The 15,758-nt window shown below is 44.0% G+C and carries 15 protein-coding genes; 9 read left to right on the top strand and 6 right to left on the bottom strand.

Annotation, left to right across the window (positions count from 1 at the left end; translation table 11 throughout):
* The first annotated feature begins 356 nt into the window (after positions 1–356).
* The 3 genes from VHA02S_RS18565 (at position 357) to VHA02S_RS18555 (ending at position 4,353) form a co-directional block, all read left to right on the top strand.
* Positions 357–2,276: a HAMP domain-containing methyl-accepting chemotaxis protein gene (locus VHA02S_RS18565; protein ID WP_038898732.1), complete on the top strand. Its 1,920-nt coding sequence runs from the start codon at positions 357–359 to the stop codon at positions 2,274–2,276.
* A 101-nt stretch (positions 2,277–2,377) separates the two neighbouring features.
* A complete protein-coding gene (locus tag VHA02S_RS18560; RefSeq protein WP_038898731.1) occupies positions 2,378–3,100 on the top strand; it encodes a nitroreductase family protein in 723 nt (240 codons plus the stop codon).
* A gap of 272 nt (positions 3,101–3,372) precedes the next feature.
* On the top strand, positions 3,373–4,353 hold the full coding sequence (locus VHA02S_RS18555) for a chemotaxis protein (RefSeq protein ID WP_005449396.1): 981 nt from the start codon (positions 3,373–3,375) through the stop codon (positions 4,351–4,353).
* A 46-nt stretch (positions 4,354–4,399) separates the two neighbouring features.
* Here the strand turns inward: VHA02S_RS18555 and VHA02S_RS18550 are convergent, their stop codons facing one another.
* Positions 4,400–4,933 carry a prepilin-type N-terminal cleavage/methylation domain-containing protein gene (locus VHA02S_RS18550; RefSeq protein WP_017819534.1) on the bottom strand — a complete coding sequence of 178 codons (534 nt, stop codon included), beginning with the start codon at positions 4,931–4,933 and terminating at the stop codon, positions 4,400–4,402.
* 355 nt (positions 4,934–5,288) lie between these two features.
* On the opposite strand from VHA02S_RS18550, the gene VHA02S_RS18545 reads away from it, so the two are divergent.
* From VHA02S_RS18545 to VHA02S_RS18530, 4 genes are all read left to right on the top strand, one after another.
* Entirely contained in the window at positions 5,289–6,011 is a 723-nt protein-coding gene (locus VHA02S_RS18545; protein WP_038898730.1) for a sulfite exporter TauE/SafE family protein, read from the top strand.
* Positions 6,012–6,093: 82 nt separating this feature from the next.
* Positions 6,094–6,999 (top strand): EamA family transporter RarD, encoded by a 906-nt coding sequence (rarD, locus tag VHA02S_RS18540; RefSeq protein WP_038898729.1) that lies wholly within the window; start codon positions 6,094–6,096, stop codon positions 6,997–6,999.
* Between the two features lie 198 nt (positions 7,000–7,197).
* A complete protein-coding gene (locus VHA02S_RS18535; protein ID WP_005449392.1) occupies positions 7,198–7,584 on the top strand; it encodes an MAPEG family protein in 387 nt (128 codons plus the stop codon).
* On the top strand, positions 7,578–8,111 hold the full coding sequence (locus tag VHA02S_RS18530) for a hypothetical protein (protein WP_038898728.1): 534 nt from the start codon (positions 7,578–7,580) through the stop codon (positions 8,109–8,111). Before VHA02S_RS18535 ends, VHA02S_RS18530 begins: the two co-directional genes overlap by 7 nt.
* Positions 8,112–8,420: 309 nt before the next feature.
* Here VHA02S_RS18530 and VHA02S_RS18525 read toward each other — a convergent pair whose 3' ends face one another.
* From VHA02S_RS18525 to VHA02S_RS26205, 5 genes are all read right to left on the bottom strand, one after another.
* On the bottom strand, positions 8,421–10,577 hold the full coding sequence (locus tag VHA02S_RS18525) for a cytochrome c (RefSeq protein WP_038898727.1): 2,157 nt from the start codon (positions 10,575–10,577) through the stop codon (positions 8,421–8,423).
* Positions 10,574–11,185, bottom strand: a complete 612-nt coding sequence (locus tag VHA02S_RS18520) for a cbb3-type cytochrome c oxidase subunit II (RefSeq protein ID WP_005451574.1) — start codon at positions 11,183–11,185, stop codon at positions 10,574–10,576. Before VHA02S_RS18520 ends, VHA02S_RS18525 begins: the two co-directional genes overlap by 4 nt.
* 1 nt (position 11,186) lies before the next feature.
* Positions 11,187–12,596 carry a cytochrome-c oxidase, cbb3-type subunit I gene (gene ccoN, locus VHA02S_RS18515; RefSeq protein WP_038898726.1) on the bottom strand — a complete coding sequence of 470 codons (1,410 nt, stop codon included), beginning with the start codon at positions 12,594–12,596 and terminating at the stop codon, positions 11,187–11,189.
* Positions 12,597–12,611: 15 nt separating this feature from the next.
* On the bottom strand, positions 12,612–12,980 hold the full coding sequence (locus VHA02S_RS18510; protein ID WP_017819538.1) for a c-type cytochrome: 369 nt from the start codon (positions 12,978–12,980) through the stop codon (positions 12,612–12,614).
* A gap of 468 nt (positions 12,981–13,448) precedes the next feature.
* Positions 13,449–13,619, bottom strand: coding sequence for a hypothetical protein (locus VHA02S_RS26205; RefSeq protein ID WP_009696160.1), 171 nt, complete (start codon positions 13,617–13,619; stop codon positions 13,449–13,451).
* Between the two features lie 343 nt (positions 13,620–13,962).
* Here VHA02S_RS26205 and VHA02S_RS18505 point away from each other — a divergent pair, with 343 nt between their 5' ends.
* Together VHA02S_RS18505 and VHA02S_RS18500 are read left to right on the top strand one after the other, a co-directional pair.
* Positions 13,963–14,853, top strand: coding sequence for a DMT family transporter (locus VHA02S_RS18505; RefSeq protein WP_038898725.1), 891 nt, complete (start codon positions 13,963–13,965; stop codon positions 14,851–14,853).
* 141 nt (positions 14,854–14,994) lie between these two features.
* Complete coding sequence (locus VHA02S_RS18500) at positions 14,995–15,453, top strand: acyltransferase (RefSeq protein WP_026000198.1); 459 nt, start codon at positions 14,995–14,997, stop codon at positions 15,451–15,453.
* The last annotated feature ends 305 nt before the right edge of the window (positions 15,454–15,758 follow it).

The raw sequence follows: 15,758 nt of genomic DNA, 5'->3' as shown, positions 1-15,758 counted from the left end.
CTCACCTTATATTTCAATTTACTTGCCGCTTCCATTCAGCACTCATTTAACGAGAAGGGATTGTAGGAAAAATCCTTGCCGTGTGGGTGAAAATGACAATTTCATTATTTGAAAAAGTGTGTCTCATTTTTTAGAAAGTGTCGCGTGGTAGATAATGGAATCAAAGAGATACGGCACGAAAGAATCACTGACCTCAGTTGAAGTACCAATCTTTCTTTGCCGTCGGAAAAGGCTTACATATTCGAATAAATTCAATCATAACAACAAGATAGTGTTGTTTGTGTATTGGGGCGAGTTTGCGACTTATCCGTTAGGTTTTTAGTATTTCCACTTGCTGTTGTTATGGAGTATGCGGAATGCTTAATAGAATTAAAAAAATAAAACATAAATTTTATCTGATCTTGAGTGCCGTTATTTTGGTGCTGTCTACAGTGTCTGCTGTTGGCTTTTTTACGACCAAACAGGTCAATTCAAATTTTATTCACTTTCAATCAATCGATGAGGCGGCTTTTGAAGCGACAGACGTTGAAGCAAATCTGTTGAAGGCTCGAATCAATGCATTGACGTATCGTACAAACCGCGACCCTCAATTTTTTAATCGAGCAATTGAAAGCTTGAAATTAGCGCAACAAGAGGCACAAAAGCAGGCTTTGAAGTCGACAGATAATGAGCGGAAGGAGCGCTTTGAAAAAGTCACCTCGCAACTCGAAAGTTATATAACAAACTTAACTGAAGTTTCGCAATTAATGCGAGAACGTGACGCTTCTGTTCTTGAACTGGTTTCTTTTCAAAAGCAGATTGAAGCAAAAATATCGCGACGACTGAGTGAGTCAGAAGTGCTTAGTAAGCAACGTTCGGAAGTTTCTCGCGTAGCTATGGTATTTAAAGCGTTGACGCAAGAAGCTACGGAGTATCTGTTAACCAATAACGAGCAAGATTACGAACAGTTTCAAGATCAGCTATCGCAATGGAAAAGTGATTTGTCCAAGTTAAGCTTCGCAAGCCAAGAACAACTCATTGAACTGACAGAAGGCTTTGCTCACTCGTTGTCTCAAGTTGCCAGCACGATTCGGACTCGAAACGATCGTTGGGAAGTACTTAAAGAGATTGGTTTTGATATTGCTGAACAACTGAATGGCATCAGAGTCGATGCCGTTAATGATCAAAATGCATTGAAATATGAGATTCAACAATCCACTGAAGAGGCAATCATCAATGTGACGTTAGCCTTGTTGATTGGATTGCCAATCGTCACCTTCTTATCTCTGTATATTTCGCATGATATTACCGCGAATGTTCAGTTTGCTAAGCAAGTAGCTGAAAAGCTGAGTCGTGGTGAAATCGGGATGAGGCGTGATCAGGTGAAAGGGAATGATGAAATCGCTGAAATGCTTGATGCGTTGCACCATATGGAAGCGCAGCTGTATAAAACGGTGTCAGGTGTGGTGTCTTGTAGTGACTTGCTTGCTTCGGCATCAGAAGAGTTGTCGGCAGCAAACGGAGAAATTCTGACGAATGCGCAAGCCCAGCAATTAGAAACTGATCAAGTTGCCACCGCGGTGAACCAAATGACGGTAGCCATCACCGAAGTCGCCCAAAGTGCGAGTGGGGCATCACAAGAAGCTGCGTTGGCGACGAGTGTCTCTGAACAAGGGCAGACTGTCATGCAACGAGCCATGGAGCAGGTGGGCGGTTTAGCCACGCAAATGGGAACCATGAGCCAAGAGGTGGCTACCTTGTCTAATGGGACAGCAGAGGTTGCGGATATTACGGAAGTGATTCAAACCATTGCTGAACAGACAAACCTTCTGGCACTCAATGCAGCGATTGAGGCCGCGCGTGCTGGCGATCAAGGTCGTGGTTTTGCTGTTGTAGCGGATGAGGTGCGTCAACTGGCTCAAGAAACCCAGAAGGCGGTAGAAAAGATCGGTCATCGCATCAGTACGCTGCAACAGAATACGACTCAGGTGGTTGATTCCATTAATGCTGGGCAACGCATGCTAGAAGAAACGGTACAGCAATCAGCCTCAGCGAATGAAGCCTTTGTGAGTATTTCGGGGAATATTGAACAGACGAATGCGCTTAACACTCAAATCGCTACGGCGACGGAAGAACAAAGTGCCACGGCTGAAATGATCAATCAAAGCGTGGTATCGGTACGCGATCAAGTGGAGCAAACCGTTAATATGATTCAAGACTGCAATCAGGCAACAGATGAGCTAGCAAGAATGTCGGTTAACTTATCTGATCAAATTCGATTCTTTAAGCTGCAATAGAGAGATGTTAGGAGCGAAATTTTACCTGATGGTGTATTTATACTTGCAGCTAAGCAATGAATCAGTAAAGATCGCGCTTTTACCTAAGTTTTGAGTCCGTTATGAGCCAATCTTCTTTTGAATCTATTGTTCATTCACGTCGTTCCGTTAGAAAGTACGATGCGAATGCTGAATTTAACCATGATGATGTAGCCAAGGCGCTGGCGTTGACCACGCTTAGCCCAAACAGCAGTAATATGCAGATGTGGGAATTTCATCGAGTGATTTCAGCGGAGAAGCGAGCGAAATTAGCCGACTTCTGCATGGGACAAAATGCGGCAAAAACGGCGAATGAGTTAGTCGTTTTTGTGGCGACTACTCATAACTGGGAAGAGCGCGCAAAGCGCAACGCAGAGACTGTGCGCCAAGCTTTTGAAGGCCGTGACGACGCTGCGGCCAAGCGCGCTCTAAAGTATTACGAAAAACTTATCCCAATGGTTTATAACAATGATGCATTTGGCATACGCGGGGCGGTACGCAAGTTATACAGCTGGTGGCTAGGTCGAAACAAGCCGATGGTAAGAGAAGTGGCTAAAAGTGACGTACGTGTTTGTTTGCACAAGAGTGTTTCTTTGGCAGCGATGACTTTTATGTACGCGATGAGAGAAAAAGGCTATGACACTTGCCCAATGGAAGGCTTCGATTCAAAACGTGTCAAACAGTTGCTTAATCTAAGAGACAGTGATCAAATCACCATGATCATCAGTTGTGGTATCAGAACCGAAGAAGGGGTTTATGGCGAGCGTCATCGCGTAGATAACGAAGCGGTCATTAAAACTCACTGATTCTTTACTAATTATGGCTAAACTTTTTGTTTTCCCTGCCGTTAACTTAAGGAGCCCAGCTGCAATATTGAATACTTGAATGTGTTTTGTACAAAAATGAGACAAATTTTAAGCATTTGATATAGAAGTGTGCAGTCAGCATCCTTTTGATTATTTACAAATTCTGTCTCAACGACTACAAAAGGACTCTTGGATTTTTTCGCCTGTGAAGTGATTCTCTGTGGCATTGCATCAAGCCTTTTTCTTGGTGCGTATTTTGGATAATTGTGTTTATGAGTAACGTAACCAGCACTATATTGACTGAGAGTGGTACCAATGAGCTTGAAATCATTGAGTTCCACCTAGAAAAACAGATGCCAGATGGCAGCACAAAAACATGTTATTACGGTATTAACGTCGCTAAAGTTCGCGAAGTGATTCGCGTACCAGAGACTACCGATTATCCGAACGCACAACCGCATATGATTGGCGTGTTCTCTTCCCGTGAAGTGTTAACTCCGTTGGTGGACCTTGCTGGTTGGCTTGGCGTTCCGACTCGTCGCGACTTAGAGCGTAAGTTTGTGATTGTGACGGATTTCAACAAGATGACGAATGGCTTCTTGATTGACAGCATTTCACGCATCCACCGTATTTCTTGGAATGACGTAGAATCACCGAGCCAGTTCCTAGAAGCTGGTGAACAGGACTGTGTGGTTGCTGTTGTTCGCAAAGATGGCAATCTGATCATGATCCTCGACTTCGAGAAAATCATTGCAGACATCAACCCAGAGCTGAGTATGGAAAAATACGACGTAACGGGTGATAAATCGGTTGACCTTAACCAGCGTATGGTTGGTAAGCGTAATGCGAAAACCGTTATGGTTGTGGACGATTCAGCGTTTATTCGCTCACTTATTCAAGATACTTTAGCATCAGCAGGCTATAACGTGATCACATGTAAAGACGGCGGCGAAGCTTACGAGAAATTAATGAGTCTCATCGAAGTAGCGAAACAAGAACAACTGCCAGTGCGTGAGCTGCTTGATGCTGTTGTTACCGACGTTGAAATGCCGCGTATGGATGGTATGCACTTGGTAAAACGACTACGTGAAACGGAAGCCTACAATGAAATGCCAATCGTGATGTTTTCTTCTCTAATGAGTGAAGATAACCGTGCGAAAGCACTATCACTAGGGGCAAATGACACGATTACTAAGCCAGAGATTGGTCGTATGGTCAATATGATGGATAAATACGTGTTTAACTTTGCATAAGCAGAGAACAAGATGACAAAAGGCTGCCGATTGGCAGCCTTTTTTGTTATTTAGGACAAGGTAAAATTTCTAGTTTATAACTTTTGTTTTTACTCATCGGTGGTCCATATAAAATGCCACATTGAGTAAGGCTTGCACGAGGGTCGTCTCTTGGAGCGATAACCATCTCTCGAGTAAAAGAACCGGCCTCGTGATGAAATGTCTTCCAATCGGAATTGCTGCTCTCATTTATTCCTTGAATCAGTAGACCAATAGTGTGGTCATCTGCATCTGGGTAACCATATAGGAAAGTGCATTGCATCGAGTCACTTGTCTTACAGCCATCAAATGGCAGGTTAGTTGCAGGGTAAGCTGTCTTTTTATTAGAGACGTAAGGTACGCTTTCTAGTCCCGCAGTTGCCATTTTTCCATACCCAATGGCAAGAGCTGATGCAATTGCACCTTTCATTCCTTCCAAACGCGCTTCGCGAGCATCATCTTGAATGTTTAAGAAGCGGGGTGCGGCAGTGACAGCAAGGATGCCAAGAATTACGATTACAACAACAAGCTCAATTAAAGTAAAACCTGATTTTCTTTTCATAAACCATCTTTAAGTTAGGTTGATACGATAGTCTAATATTTATTTGTTATTTAGTGCCTTAGACTGTGAAATTCTACGTGTGGTGAATTTTGATAGTGCATTCACTCTATAAAAGCCGCTGATTATAATGTCGATTTTGTGTTCTGGATAGAGGAGTATTGATAAATTAAACATTGCATCTTTGTACAAAATTCGAAGTTGCAGAAAGTGAGCCTCTAAAGTTCGGTTATTGAAATATTTTGATTGTGTTTTAGATAGGTTTGATGAATCCTACGCAGGGCGAGAGTAGGTGAATAATAGATAATTTATATTTAACTAACTCTCTAATAAATAGATAAAATATAAGAACGCATCGATGGAATTCGATTCTACTAATTTGCTTGCAATGGGGCTGATTTTCCTCGGCTCTTATGTACAAACGGCTATTGGCTTTGGCTTGGCTATTGTCGCGGCTCCACTACTTATTCTATGGGCTCCGGAATACGTTCCTGCTCCCATCTGTTTAGTTGCATTGTTTATTTCATTAATGAATGCGATGAAGCACCGCAGTAATGTTGAACTCGGTGGTTTGAAGATGGCGTTGATCGGTCGTATTCCCGGATCGTTAGCGGGTGGGGCGCTGTTGTTTTATGTTTCGACAGAAGCGTTAACGCTTTGGATTGGTTTTCTCGTGCTTTTTGCTGTGGCTGTGAGTGTCTTACCTTTTCGCATTGAGCCAACACCAGGACGCATGACGTTTGCAGGTTTCTTTTCGGGGCTCTTTGGTACAAGCTCCGCGATCGGTGGACCGCCGATGGCGTTACTACTTCAGCATCAAGAAGCGAATCAGTTACGTGGTAACCTTTCTGCTTTCTTTGTGTTTAGCTCTATTATCTCGTTGGTGGTTCAAATTCCGGTGGGATTCTTCAATCTTCATCATTTGATCATTACTTTGCCTTTACTGCCTGTAGCCGCGTTCGGCTATTGGTTGGCAATAAAAACAACACAGTCCTTGCCTAAAGAAAAAGTGCGTTTCGGTGCGCTAGCGCTGTGTTTTATTAGTGGAATTACCGCGGTAATTCAAGGCCTAGCCTTATAGCGAATATTGGTCCTTTTGTTTCGCTTTACAAACCAAATTTGCTCTATAGAATCGCGTCACTTTTTTATTTGTCGAGTCAGTTATGAACAACAATCGTTACGGCAATTTTATGGCTGCACTTTCCTTTGTTATCTGGGGATTGTTGCCTGTTTACTATCGCTTTCTGCCAAATGCATCAATGGATGAACTGTTGGCGCTGCGCATCATCGGCTCTGTACCTGTGGGGTTTCTATTGGTACTGGTGATCACGCATCACATGCCGAAATGGGCTGCTATCTGGAAAGATAAAAAGTCCCTTTGGTATACCTTTGTTGCAAGTAGCCTAATGTGTATTTCTTGGGTTGCATTCACTTGGGCGTTAACCAATAACCGTGTTATTGATGCGAGCTTAGGCTTCTTTATTGGACCTTTGGTTTCTGTTGCGCTGGGTGTTTTTGTCCTTGGTGATAAGCTGTCAAGAGGTCAGTTCATCGCCATTCTTTTAGCAACCATCGGTGTAGTTTATCAGGTTATCCAATATGGTCAGTTACCATTAGTGGCACTGACAATGGGCTTATTCTTTTCTCTTTATGGCTTATTTAAGAAAAAGATTAACTTTGATTGGAGTACAACACTCTTTATTGAAGCGGTGGTGCTTACCCCAATCGCATTGGCATATCTGATGTTTAAGCAATGGACGATCGGTGAGTTATCTTCAACCGTCGATATGACCACGTTCATGCTTTATTTAGGAAGTGCGCCAGTAACTATTCTCCCACTGATTTTTTATTCGATTGCGATCCGAATTACTAACCTGTCTACAGTAGGGTTGATGCAATACATTGAACCGAGTCTTCAATTTGTATTGGCCGTCGTGTTCTTTGGTGAACTATTCGATAGTGTAAAAGCGGTGACATTTGCTTTTATTTGGGTGGGTCTGCTGTTCACGATCTGCGAAGGTATCGCCAAGCTTTCTAAGCGTAAAAAGCTCGCTAACCACTCTCTTTGATGATTTCTTTCTTTAGATTTATAGGGCTAATTTATACCCAAGCAACTTCGGGATGCCCGGTTCAGGTAGAATGCCTTGGTTTGTAGACGCGGCGGCGATTTAAAGATCTAGTCACTCTAAATCAAGAATGTATGTATTTTATAAATGTGTTTTTTATAGAATAATTAGCTCACAATAATATCTAAAGAAGGAAGTTTTATGGTTACCGCGCTTTACGCATCTATTCTCGCATTACTGCTCATCTGGCTCGCTTTTCAAGTCATCAAGCAACGCCGCAGCAACAAAATCGCTTACGCCGATGGTGGAGTTGAGGCGCTTCAAATCGCTCGCAGCGCACAAAGCAATGCAAGTGAATACGTTCCTATCACTCTCATTTTAATGGCGTTATTAGAATACAACGGCGCTTCGCTACTGTGGATACACCTTGCTGGTATTGTATTTGTGATTGGGCGTGTGATTCACGCAAAGGGAATTCTCGGTGAGGATTTAAAAGGTCGAATTACAGGGATGAAGTTAACCTTCTTTACTATGATTGGTTTAGTAGCCCTTAACTTGATCTATTTACCTTACGGGAGCTTATGGTAAAAAAATCGACATACTTACCGCCTGCATGGCTATTGGTGTTTGTTGGACTGGTTCTTAATATTGCTGCGATTATCTTAACCAGTGTTGTGTTAGATAAACTCGGTAAAGAGATCAGTTTACTGGCTGAACAAAAAGCCGATAACCTCTATTCGATACAACTCGCTTGGAATAGTGTCGAAACATTGGAGCGAAAGCGGGAAGTATTGTTGTTGCATTTGCACCTTGCTCAGAGTGAACCTGTTTCAGAAGAAATGAACCAAGTGTTGAGAGGGCATTTGTCAGCATGGACAGGGCAGGAAGTCAGTCCAATCCAAATTGAACAGTTACCTAATCTGATGTCTGAGATCAATCAGGCGCAAAATAACTACCGTAATCGTATAGACAGCTATTACCTTGCCAACTTGGAAACCACGGAAGTGATGACAGGTTTGGAAGAAAAGATGGCTTGGTATAAAAGTATTGGTTTGTTTCTTCAAGTCTTCGGTTTGGCATTAATTTTAGCGAGAGATCTCGCCCGTAAGCCATAAATGAATTGAAGATTGCATTTGCATATTGCAAGGTCTTGTTCGCAATATGCAATGAGTGGAAAGTGGTTAATGTGATTATTCGTTCAATTTGACTGCAAATGATTAAATAACAATCGGTTTTACTGCATCGAAAAGTTGGCATGTCTAATGCTTTAGTTTATATGACCCTTTTAAGCCGAGGGTCACCTAGCCAACTGACGTTGTTAGTGAACCAGATTGTTCACAGAAATATATAGCCAATCACCCAATTGTGATTGGCTTTTTTTATTCCCGTCAGCTAGGGAAAACAGGTCCTGAAGTCTGCTGACCCTAACGAATGTTGATAGTGTTGTCGCGCCTGTCGTACATGTCTGGGGTGGTGTGCAGACCGCCAGCATATCCAGCCGCTTCCAATGTTTCTCTCACTTCTCGCACATCTGCCGCCGTCACTTCCTGCTGTTGATCCCCTAGATGCCTACGTACAAAGGTAATGAGCTCGGCTAAACGTGCGTCAGAGAGGATATCCTCAAAACTTGCCATCGGCATGAAGTTACGCTCCGGATCAATATAGGTAGGCTGCAAGCCACGCACCGTTACCGCAATAGTGTTGAATGGGTCACTGTGCATGATGATGCCATTGTTCAAGAGCGTTGGTGCAATAGGGTCTCGACCTTTACCATCGTTCCCATGACACGCGCCACACGTTTGTTTGTAAGTAGCATAGATCGGATCTTGATAGGCAGCTTCATCGAACCCTTTCGGCTCTAAAGGCACCGCATCGGCAGCAATGAAGTTGTTTACGTCACCGCTGAGTAGGTAATAGGACATGGACTCGATGTCTTCGCGCGTCATCAAACTCAAGCTGTTTTTGACCACGTCAGCCATCCCGGCAAAAGCGGTACCTTTGTCTGAGTGACCGGTGTGCAAGAAGTCGGTTAGTGTTTTCTCATCCCAACCGCCCACATACAGCTCTGTAGACGTAATGTCAGGTGCGTTCCAACCATCTATCAAGTTGCCTTGGAAGATGCGTTCAGGGATTAGCGCTTGAGCAATGTTACGCGGCGTATGGCACTCTGAACAGTGCCCTAAACCTGCCACCCAATATTTACCTTTCTGCCACTTCTCGACGTCCACCACCACGCCCTCAAGCTCTGAAGGTAGGTTGTAGTCGATAGGATCGGTGTCCATAAAGACAATGTTCCAACCAAGGAGACCAAGACGAATGTTCGATGGGAACATCATGTGGTTTTCATCGTTACGACGCGCCACGGCAGGGATAGACTGCATGTACTCCCACAAATCCGTCATATCTTGTTCAGTCAGATATTGATATGAGGTGTAAGGCATAGCAGGGTAGAGATAACCATGTTTGCCTTTACCTTTTACGAGTGCATCACGAAAGTCATCATAGTTATACTCACCAATACCTTCACTGGCATGAGGCGTGATGTTAGTGGAGTAGATGGTACCAAAAGGCGTAACAAACGGCAGACCGCCCGCAAAAGGTTCGCCACCTTCCGCACTATGACAAGCGACACAATCACCGGCGTGTGCCAAGTACTCGCCACGTTCGACAGACTCGGCATTAAGCGCTGAGAGTTTTTGCTCTTCCTCTTCGCCTGCTTTATGGATGTAAGCGCCAATGGCGAGGATCTCGTTTTCGGAAAGCTGGTTTTCAAACGCTGGCATCAGATTATTCAAACCGTAATTGATGGTGTGTTGAATCTCTTCGATGCTGCCGCCATGAAGCCAAACGCTGTCTGACAAATCAGGCACACCGGTTTGTTGGTTTGCGATGGAGCCATCTCCATGGCATGAAGCGCAGTATTCCACAAACAGACGTTTACCAAGTTCAACTTTTACCTCTGGCACGTCACTGTGGCGTTGATTGAGAGAGGCGAGGTAATAGGCGACTTTATTTACTTCGTCTTTTCTCATTACCTCTACCCATCCCGGCATAGCACCGTTACGCCCTTTTGCGATGGAGTGAATAATGGCATCGTCATCTCCACCATACATCCATTCTTTATCGATAAGGTTAGGAAAGTGTTTTTGCCCTTGCGCGTTATCTCTATGACAAGCGGCGCAATGGGTCTGAAACAGCATGCGTCCAGTGCGTACGATGTCGGTATTTTGTGCAAGTACCGCCAAAGAGGTGTTTGTTACTTGGCTAAACTGCTGATCGAGTGTGGTCGAAGGTGAGCTGAGTTTGTCATTTCCTTGGTCATAATTCACCAATCCTTTCCATTCACCTAGCCCTGGATACAACACTAAATAGCCTGCAGAGAGTAAAAACGCGACAGCGTAACTTATAAACAGCAGCTTAGGTGGTGGGGCATCTTTCTCATCTATACCATCAAAAGAAGCAATGGTGTGGTCTTGATCTGCTTTGTGGTTGCTTCGCCAATACTTGACGATAACACTTACCATAAGGGCAAAAAATATTATGGTGCAGGCAACTGCCCACCAGTTCCAGAATGTGCTCATGGTGCCACCTCCTGTGCTGTGTCTTGACCAAGGCTTTGAAGGTAACGAATCAAAGCTTCACCCTTGGTTTTACCTCGAATTTGTAGACGTGCGTCTGATATCTCTTGGTCGGTATAGGGTACGCCTAACGTACGCAGTGTTTCCATCTTGTTGCCAATGGCATTACCAGACAGAGTTTGCTCAAACAACCAAGGGTAAGCAGGCATGATGGATGTTGGTACAACTTGGCGTGGATCGATAAGGTGCAATACATGCCATTGGTCCGAATATTTCCGGCCTAGGTTGGTTAAGTCTGGTCCAGTACGTTTAGACCCCCACAAGTTTGGGAACTCGTAAATATCATCAGACTCTTGGTTAGCGCGACCATTGCGCTTGATTTCTGGTTCCAATGGGCGAACCATTTGTGTGTGGCACACATGGCAACCTTCGCTGATGTAGATATCGCGACCCGCAAGCTCAATTGCGGTTAGGGGCTTAGCTAAACTGCCTTTGGCGATGTCATCCGTGCGAAGAATATTCGGCACAACCCAAACTGCGAGTGAAAAAGAAGCTACAACCACCGTGGTGATGATTAAGATGATAACTGAGTGAGTAAAGTCTTTGCTCATCTTATGCCTCCTTTGCCACTAGTACGGATGGAGAACGCACGGTCTTATACAAGTTAAACGCCATCAGGAACAAACCAAGTACAAAGAGTGCGCCACCGAAGAAACGTAAGAACAACCATGGCGCTTTAAAGTTCATGGCTTCAATAAAGCTGTAAACCAGTTCGCCATTCTCGTTTTGGGTTAGCCACATGTAGCCTTCGCCAATGCCTGCTACCCAAAGTGCGATAGCGTAGATGGCGACACCAGCATGGGCGAGCCAGAAGTGCCACTTGATCAAACGCTGCGACCAAAGTTCGGTTTTGTTCCACAGACGCGGGATGAAGTAATAGAACACCGCAATGCCGGACATGCCCACCCAACCTAATGCGCCAGAGTGAACGTGCCCGATCACCCATTCGGTGTTATGCGCTAGCATATTGAACCAGCGAATCGCCAATAGAGGCCCTTCAAATGTGGCCAAGCAGTAGTAAAGAATTGCCGAGAAGAAGAACAGGCAAATGTAGTCAGATTTGAGCTTCTCTTTGTTTTGTAGAAGTGTCATCGCACTGTTGAAAGCGCCTGCCCAAGAAGGAAGCCAAAGGATGAGAGACATGATGATGCCAATGTTTTGCACCCAAACCGGTACTGATGAATAAACCAAATGATGAGTACCTGCCCAAGTGTAAAAACCAACCAACCCCCAAAAGTGGATCACAGACAAACGGTAAGAGTAGATAGGGCGGTCAGCGGCTTTAGGTATGAAATAATAGTTCATACCAATCACACCGGCAGTCAGCAAAAAGCCCACCGCGTTGTGCCCCCACCACCATTGCACGATAGCGTCTTGTGCTCCGGCAAACACAGAATAGGACTTCATCAAAGAGACGGGCATGGCAAGGTTGTTCACGATGAAGATCATCGCAATAACAATGATAAAGGCGGCGAAGAACCAGTTTGCAACGAAGATATGGTCAACTTTCCGCTTCGCAATCGTGCCGAAAAACAGCACAGCGTAGAGCACCCAGACCAAGACGATCAGTACGTCGATTGGCCACTCTAATTCTGCATACTCCTTAGATGTCGTGTAGCCAGCCGGTAACGTAACGAGTGCTAAGAACAGTACCAATTGCCATCCCCAGAAAACCATCCAAGATAAACTTTGATTGAAGAGATTATAGCGTCCGGTGCGTTGAGCGATGTAAAGAGAAGTACCCATCAAAATGTTGACGACAAAACCGTATATCACGCCGGAAGTATGTAATGGTCTCAGGCGACCGAATTGGAAGTATTGAGAATCAAAGTTGAGCACGGGCCAATATAACTGCGCGGCAAGAATGACACCGATGATCATCCCTGCAATAGCCCACACTAACGATGCCAACACAAAATACTTCACAACTTGAGTGTTGTATTGAGTTGCTGCTTGTTCCATAAGAACGCTCCTCGTTTAAGGCTGCGGCTCGTTACCTAACTGTGAGTAGTAATGGGCGATGTCTTCGATATCTTGATCAGAAAGTGCATCAGCTTGCTGCTGCATTAATACCGCCAGACCACTTGTGCGCTCACGCGCTTTGTAATCCTTCAAAGACGAAATTAGATAGCTCTTTTTCTGACCGCGCAAATTCGGGTAGGCGTCGATAGTAGAAATTCCGTCGGTACCATGACACGTCATACATACTTTCGCCTTTTCCTTACCAACCTCAAATTGAGCATCGGTATTGGTGTCGGATGCGAAGGTGATCGGAGAGAAGCACATAGTGACGACGAGAGCCGTCTTCAGCACTGTGCTCATGCATTGTGTGTTCTTTAATCTCATCACTGATTCCCTAGTAATTTGAATGCGTTTTCACTAACTTGGGCGTTTTACAAACAGGTTCTTCGCTCTTATTCGTGAGGTGAATGAACGGGTTTGTTTTTTATTGTTGTAGGTTAAAGAGTAAGCAGGTACTGGCGATATCGCTATGTACAAGCCGATTTAGTTGTGGTTTTCATTACTAATACGCGCCAACTCGATGGATTGGACAAAATCATTACCAATAAAACTAAAGTGAAAAGAGGTGCTTAGCTTTTGCCTTTTGAAAAATGGTGAGTTTTGTTTGATTTGAGTGGGCTCAGTATTGTTTTAAGAGGTGAAGGAAATTGAAAACCGCCCTGATTTATACCCACTAGACTTTTAGATCGCCGCCGCGTCTACAAACTAAGTTATTCTCGCTGAACCTAGCATCTCGAGGCTACTTGGGTATAAGCAAGAGCGGTTAGAGAATAGGAGATCTTTCAAAACACATTATCGACCGCGGTAGATCATCATATCGTAGATATGTGTGATGGATATTGGATCGGCTTCGATAGTACTCACGCGAAAAGAGGAGATAAGACTAAACAGCGAGCCGAGCGCAATTGGAGCAATGATAAGCAAGGCGATCAGAATGAAAAAGAGTACGGTTGAATGTCTCATAAAGCACCTCCTGACGTCTGTTTTGTTTCGTTGCTATTGTAACATTTTGCCCCGAATTTAGACTTAGGTTATTCCGTACTGTATTTGAGTTTTTACCTAAAGGATTCTTGTTATTCTGATGGCTTCAAATAACAAAATAATGACAGGGTTTCACAGTAATTTTCTCGATGATGAATTAGTCACAATGTATACTGTGAACGCTTCGCAAACGTTAACACTCCTCAGTCTAAGTACACATTTAGTCCAGCATTTGCGATGTAAATATAACTAGCAATCACGCATTAAAATCAATGATATATGAACCCCTAACGAATCCTTCGTAGGGTCTTTTTTGTGAGTAATTATGTTTAACTCAGAACGCAAAGCTGCATTCGTGCTCGTCGCTACTACGATGATAGCGGCATTAGGGTGGATCTTCTCTAAAGAAACCATTCAAGGTCTCCCTCCATTCGGATTTATCGGTCTGCGATTCACTATCGCTTCACTGTGTTTGTTGCCTCTGTGTATCAAACCGCTTCGTGCTGCCAATAAGAAAGATATTTTTGCCGCGGCAGGCGTTGGTGTGCTTTTGGGAGGCGCGCTGATGTGTTGGATCTACGCGATTTCAATTAGTGATACGTTAGGTGAGGGCGCATTCATCATGAGCCTATCAATGCTGTTCGTACCCATTGTCGCGTGGATTATGTTTCGTCAAAGACCTCAACGAATTTTTTGGGTGTCACTACCAATCGCGATTCTTGGCTTAGGGTGTTTGTCTTTAGCTGGTGGTTGGCAACAATCTAGCAGTCAACTTTGGTTCTTAGGCGCTGCTTTGATGCTCGCTCTGCACTTCAACGTAAACAGCAAGTATTCGCAAAAATTGCCTGTGTTGTTACTGACGTGCATCCAATTGTTTGTCACGGGTTTGATTGGTTTGTTGATTTCATCTTTGGTGGAAACGGTGCCAACTGAAGTATCGACGTCTATTTGGATTTGGTTTGCGCTGAGTACGCTTTTGGCAACCAGCTTGCGTTATGTGATGCAAACCATGGGACAAAAGTTTGTCCAAGCGGGTAACGCTGCACTGATTATGATCCTTGAACCTGTCTGGACAGTGATCTTGAGTGTGATTTGGTACGGCGAAGTGCTGACCTCTAATAAACTCGTCGGTTGTGCGCTTATCTTATTCTCTTTGGTGATCTACCGAACTGGCGGTAGACTCCGCTCTCCAAAATCTCGTTACCGTCTGCAGTAGCGTAAACAACAATGCCAGCACTCATTTGTAACATATTTTGTTTTTAGATGGCATGCGCAGAATCGTAAAGAAAACGACCTGAGAAATTTATCAATAAGAATTACGGTCTAGAATTAACTGGTGTTTCAACTGGGTCAGAATATGTTTATACATGAGTTAAGCGATGTTAAGAGCAATGCTATTGGAGAGGATACGAGAGTTTGGCAGTTTTCGATTATATTTGCGAATGCTGTTATAGGCTCCAACTGCAACATATGTGCTCATACTTTAATCGAGAATGATGTCGTTATAGGTGATGACGTAACGATAAAATCAGGTGTTTATGTTTGGGATGGCATCACTATTGAGGATGGGGCGTTTATTGGTCCTTCAGTGGTGTTTAGTAATGATAAATATCCACGTTCAAAAGTATATCCAGAGAAATTTATGAGGACATTGGTTCAACGAGGAGCATCAATAGGAGCCAATGCAACAATTTTACCAGGGATTACAATTGGAGAGCGTTCAATGGTTGGTGCTGGTGCCGTTGTTACAAAAGACGTTCCTTCAAAAGCTATAGTAATGGGAAACCCTGCTAAGGTAGTAGGTTACGTAGCGTAATCGCTATTAAATGTTAGATTTAACGGTGATTGCATGTGGTTGATCACCGCTCTAGATTTATACTGCTTCGGGATGTTTCTTTGATCAGTACGGCGACTCTTGATACCTCATTCTTTTTGATTCCTGTGTAGACCCAACTGTATACCCAAGTAAACTCGAGATGCTAGGTTCAGCGAGAATGACTTGGTTTGTAAACGCGGCGGTGATTTAAAAGTCTAGTGGGTCTAAATCAGGAGTCGCTAACAAAGTATACAAACCAAGACCCTTACTATTTGCAAAGAGTGCCCTTTGGAAGCGTGTCATTG

Origin of the sequence: Vibrio harveyi NBRC 15634 = ATCC 14126 = KCTC 12724 (assembly GCF_001591145.1) — a bacterium.
Taxonomy (GTDB): domain Bacteria; phylum Pseudomonadota; class Gammaproteobacteria; order Enterobacterales; family Vibrionaceae; genus Vibrio; species Vibrio harveyi.
This window is presented reverse-complemented; position numbering and strand designations above follow the sequence as displayed.

Coding starts and splice junctions, on each gene's coding strand:
- VHA02S_RS18565 (WP_038898732.1), top strand. CDS start 357: ATGCTTAATAGAATTAAAAAAATAAAACATAAATTTTATCTGATCTTG.
- VHA02S_RS18560 (WP_038898731.1), top strand. CDS start 2,378: ATGAGCCAATCTTCTTTTGAATCTATTGTTCATTCACGTCGTTCCGTT.
- VHA02S_RS18555 (WP_005449396.1), top strand. CDS start 3,373: ATGAGTAACGTAACCAGCACTATATTGACTGAGAGTGGTACCAATGAG.
- VHA02S_RS18550 (WP_017819534.1), bottom strand. CDS start 4,933: ATGAAAAGAAAATCAGGTTTTACTTTAATTGAGCTTGTTGTTGTAATC.
- VHA02S_RS18545 (WP_038898730.1), top strand. CDS start 5,289: ATGGAATTCGATTCTACTAATTTGCTTGCAATGGGGCTGATTTTCCTC.
- rarD (WP_038898729.1), top strand. CDS start 6,094: ATGAACAACAATCGTTACGGCAATTTTATGGCTGCACTTTCCTTTGTT.
- VHA02S_RS18535 (WP_005449392.1), top strand. CDS start 7,198: ATGGTTACCGCGCTTTACGCATCTATTCTCGCATTACTGCTCATCTGG.
- VHA02S_RS18530 (WP_038898728.1), top strand. CDS start 7,578: ATGGTAAAAAAATCGACATACTTACCGCCTGCATGGCTATTGGTGTTT.
- VHA02S_RS18525 (WP_038898727.1), bottom strand. CDS start 10,577: ATGAGCACATTCTGGAACTGGTGGGCAGTTGCCTGCACCATAATATTT.
- VHA02S_RS18520 (WP_005451574.1), bottom strand. CDS start 11,185: ATGAGCAAAGACTTTACTCACTCAGTTATCATCTTAATCATCACCACG.
- ccoN (WP_038898726.1), bottom strand. CDS start 12,596: ATGGAACAAGCAGCAACTCAATACAACACTCAAGTTGTGAAGTATTTT.
- VHA02S_RS18510 (WP_017819538.1), bottom strand. CDS start 12,980: ATGAGATTAAAGAACACACAATGCATGAGCACAGTGCTGAAGACGGCT.
- VHA02S_RS26205 (WP_009696160.1), bottom strand. CDS start 13,619: ATGAGACATTCAACCGTACTCTTTTTCATTCTGATCGCCTTGCTTATC.
- VHA02S_RS18505 (WP_038898725.1), top strand. CDS start 13,963: ATGTTTAACTCAGAACGCAAAGCTGCATTCGTGCTCGTCGCTACTACG.
- VHA02S_RS18500 (WP_026000198.1), top strand. CDS start 14,995: ATGTTTATACATGAGTTAAGCGATGTTAAGAGCAATGCTATTGGAGAG.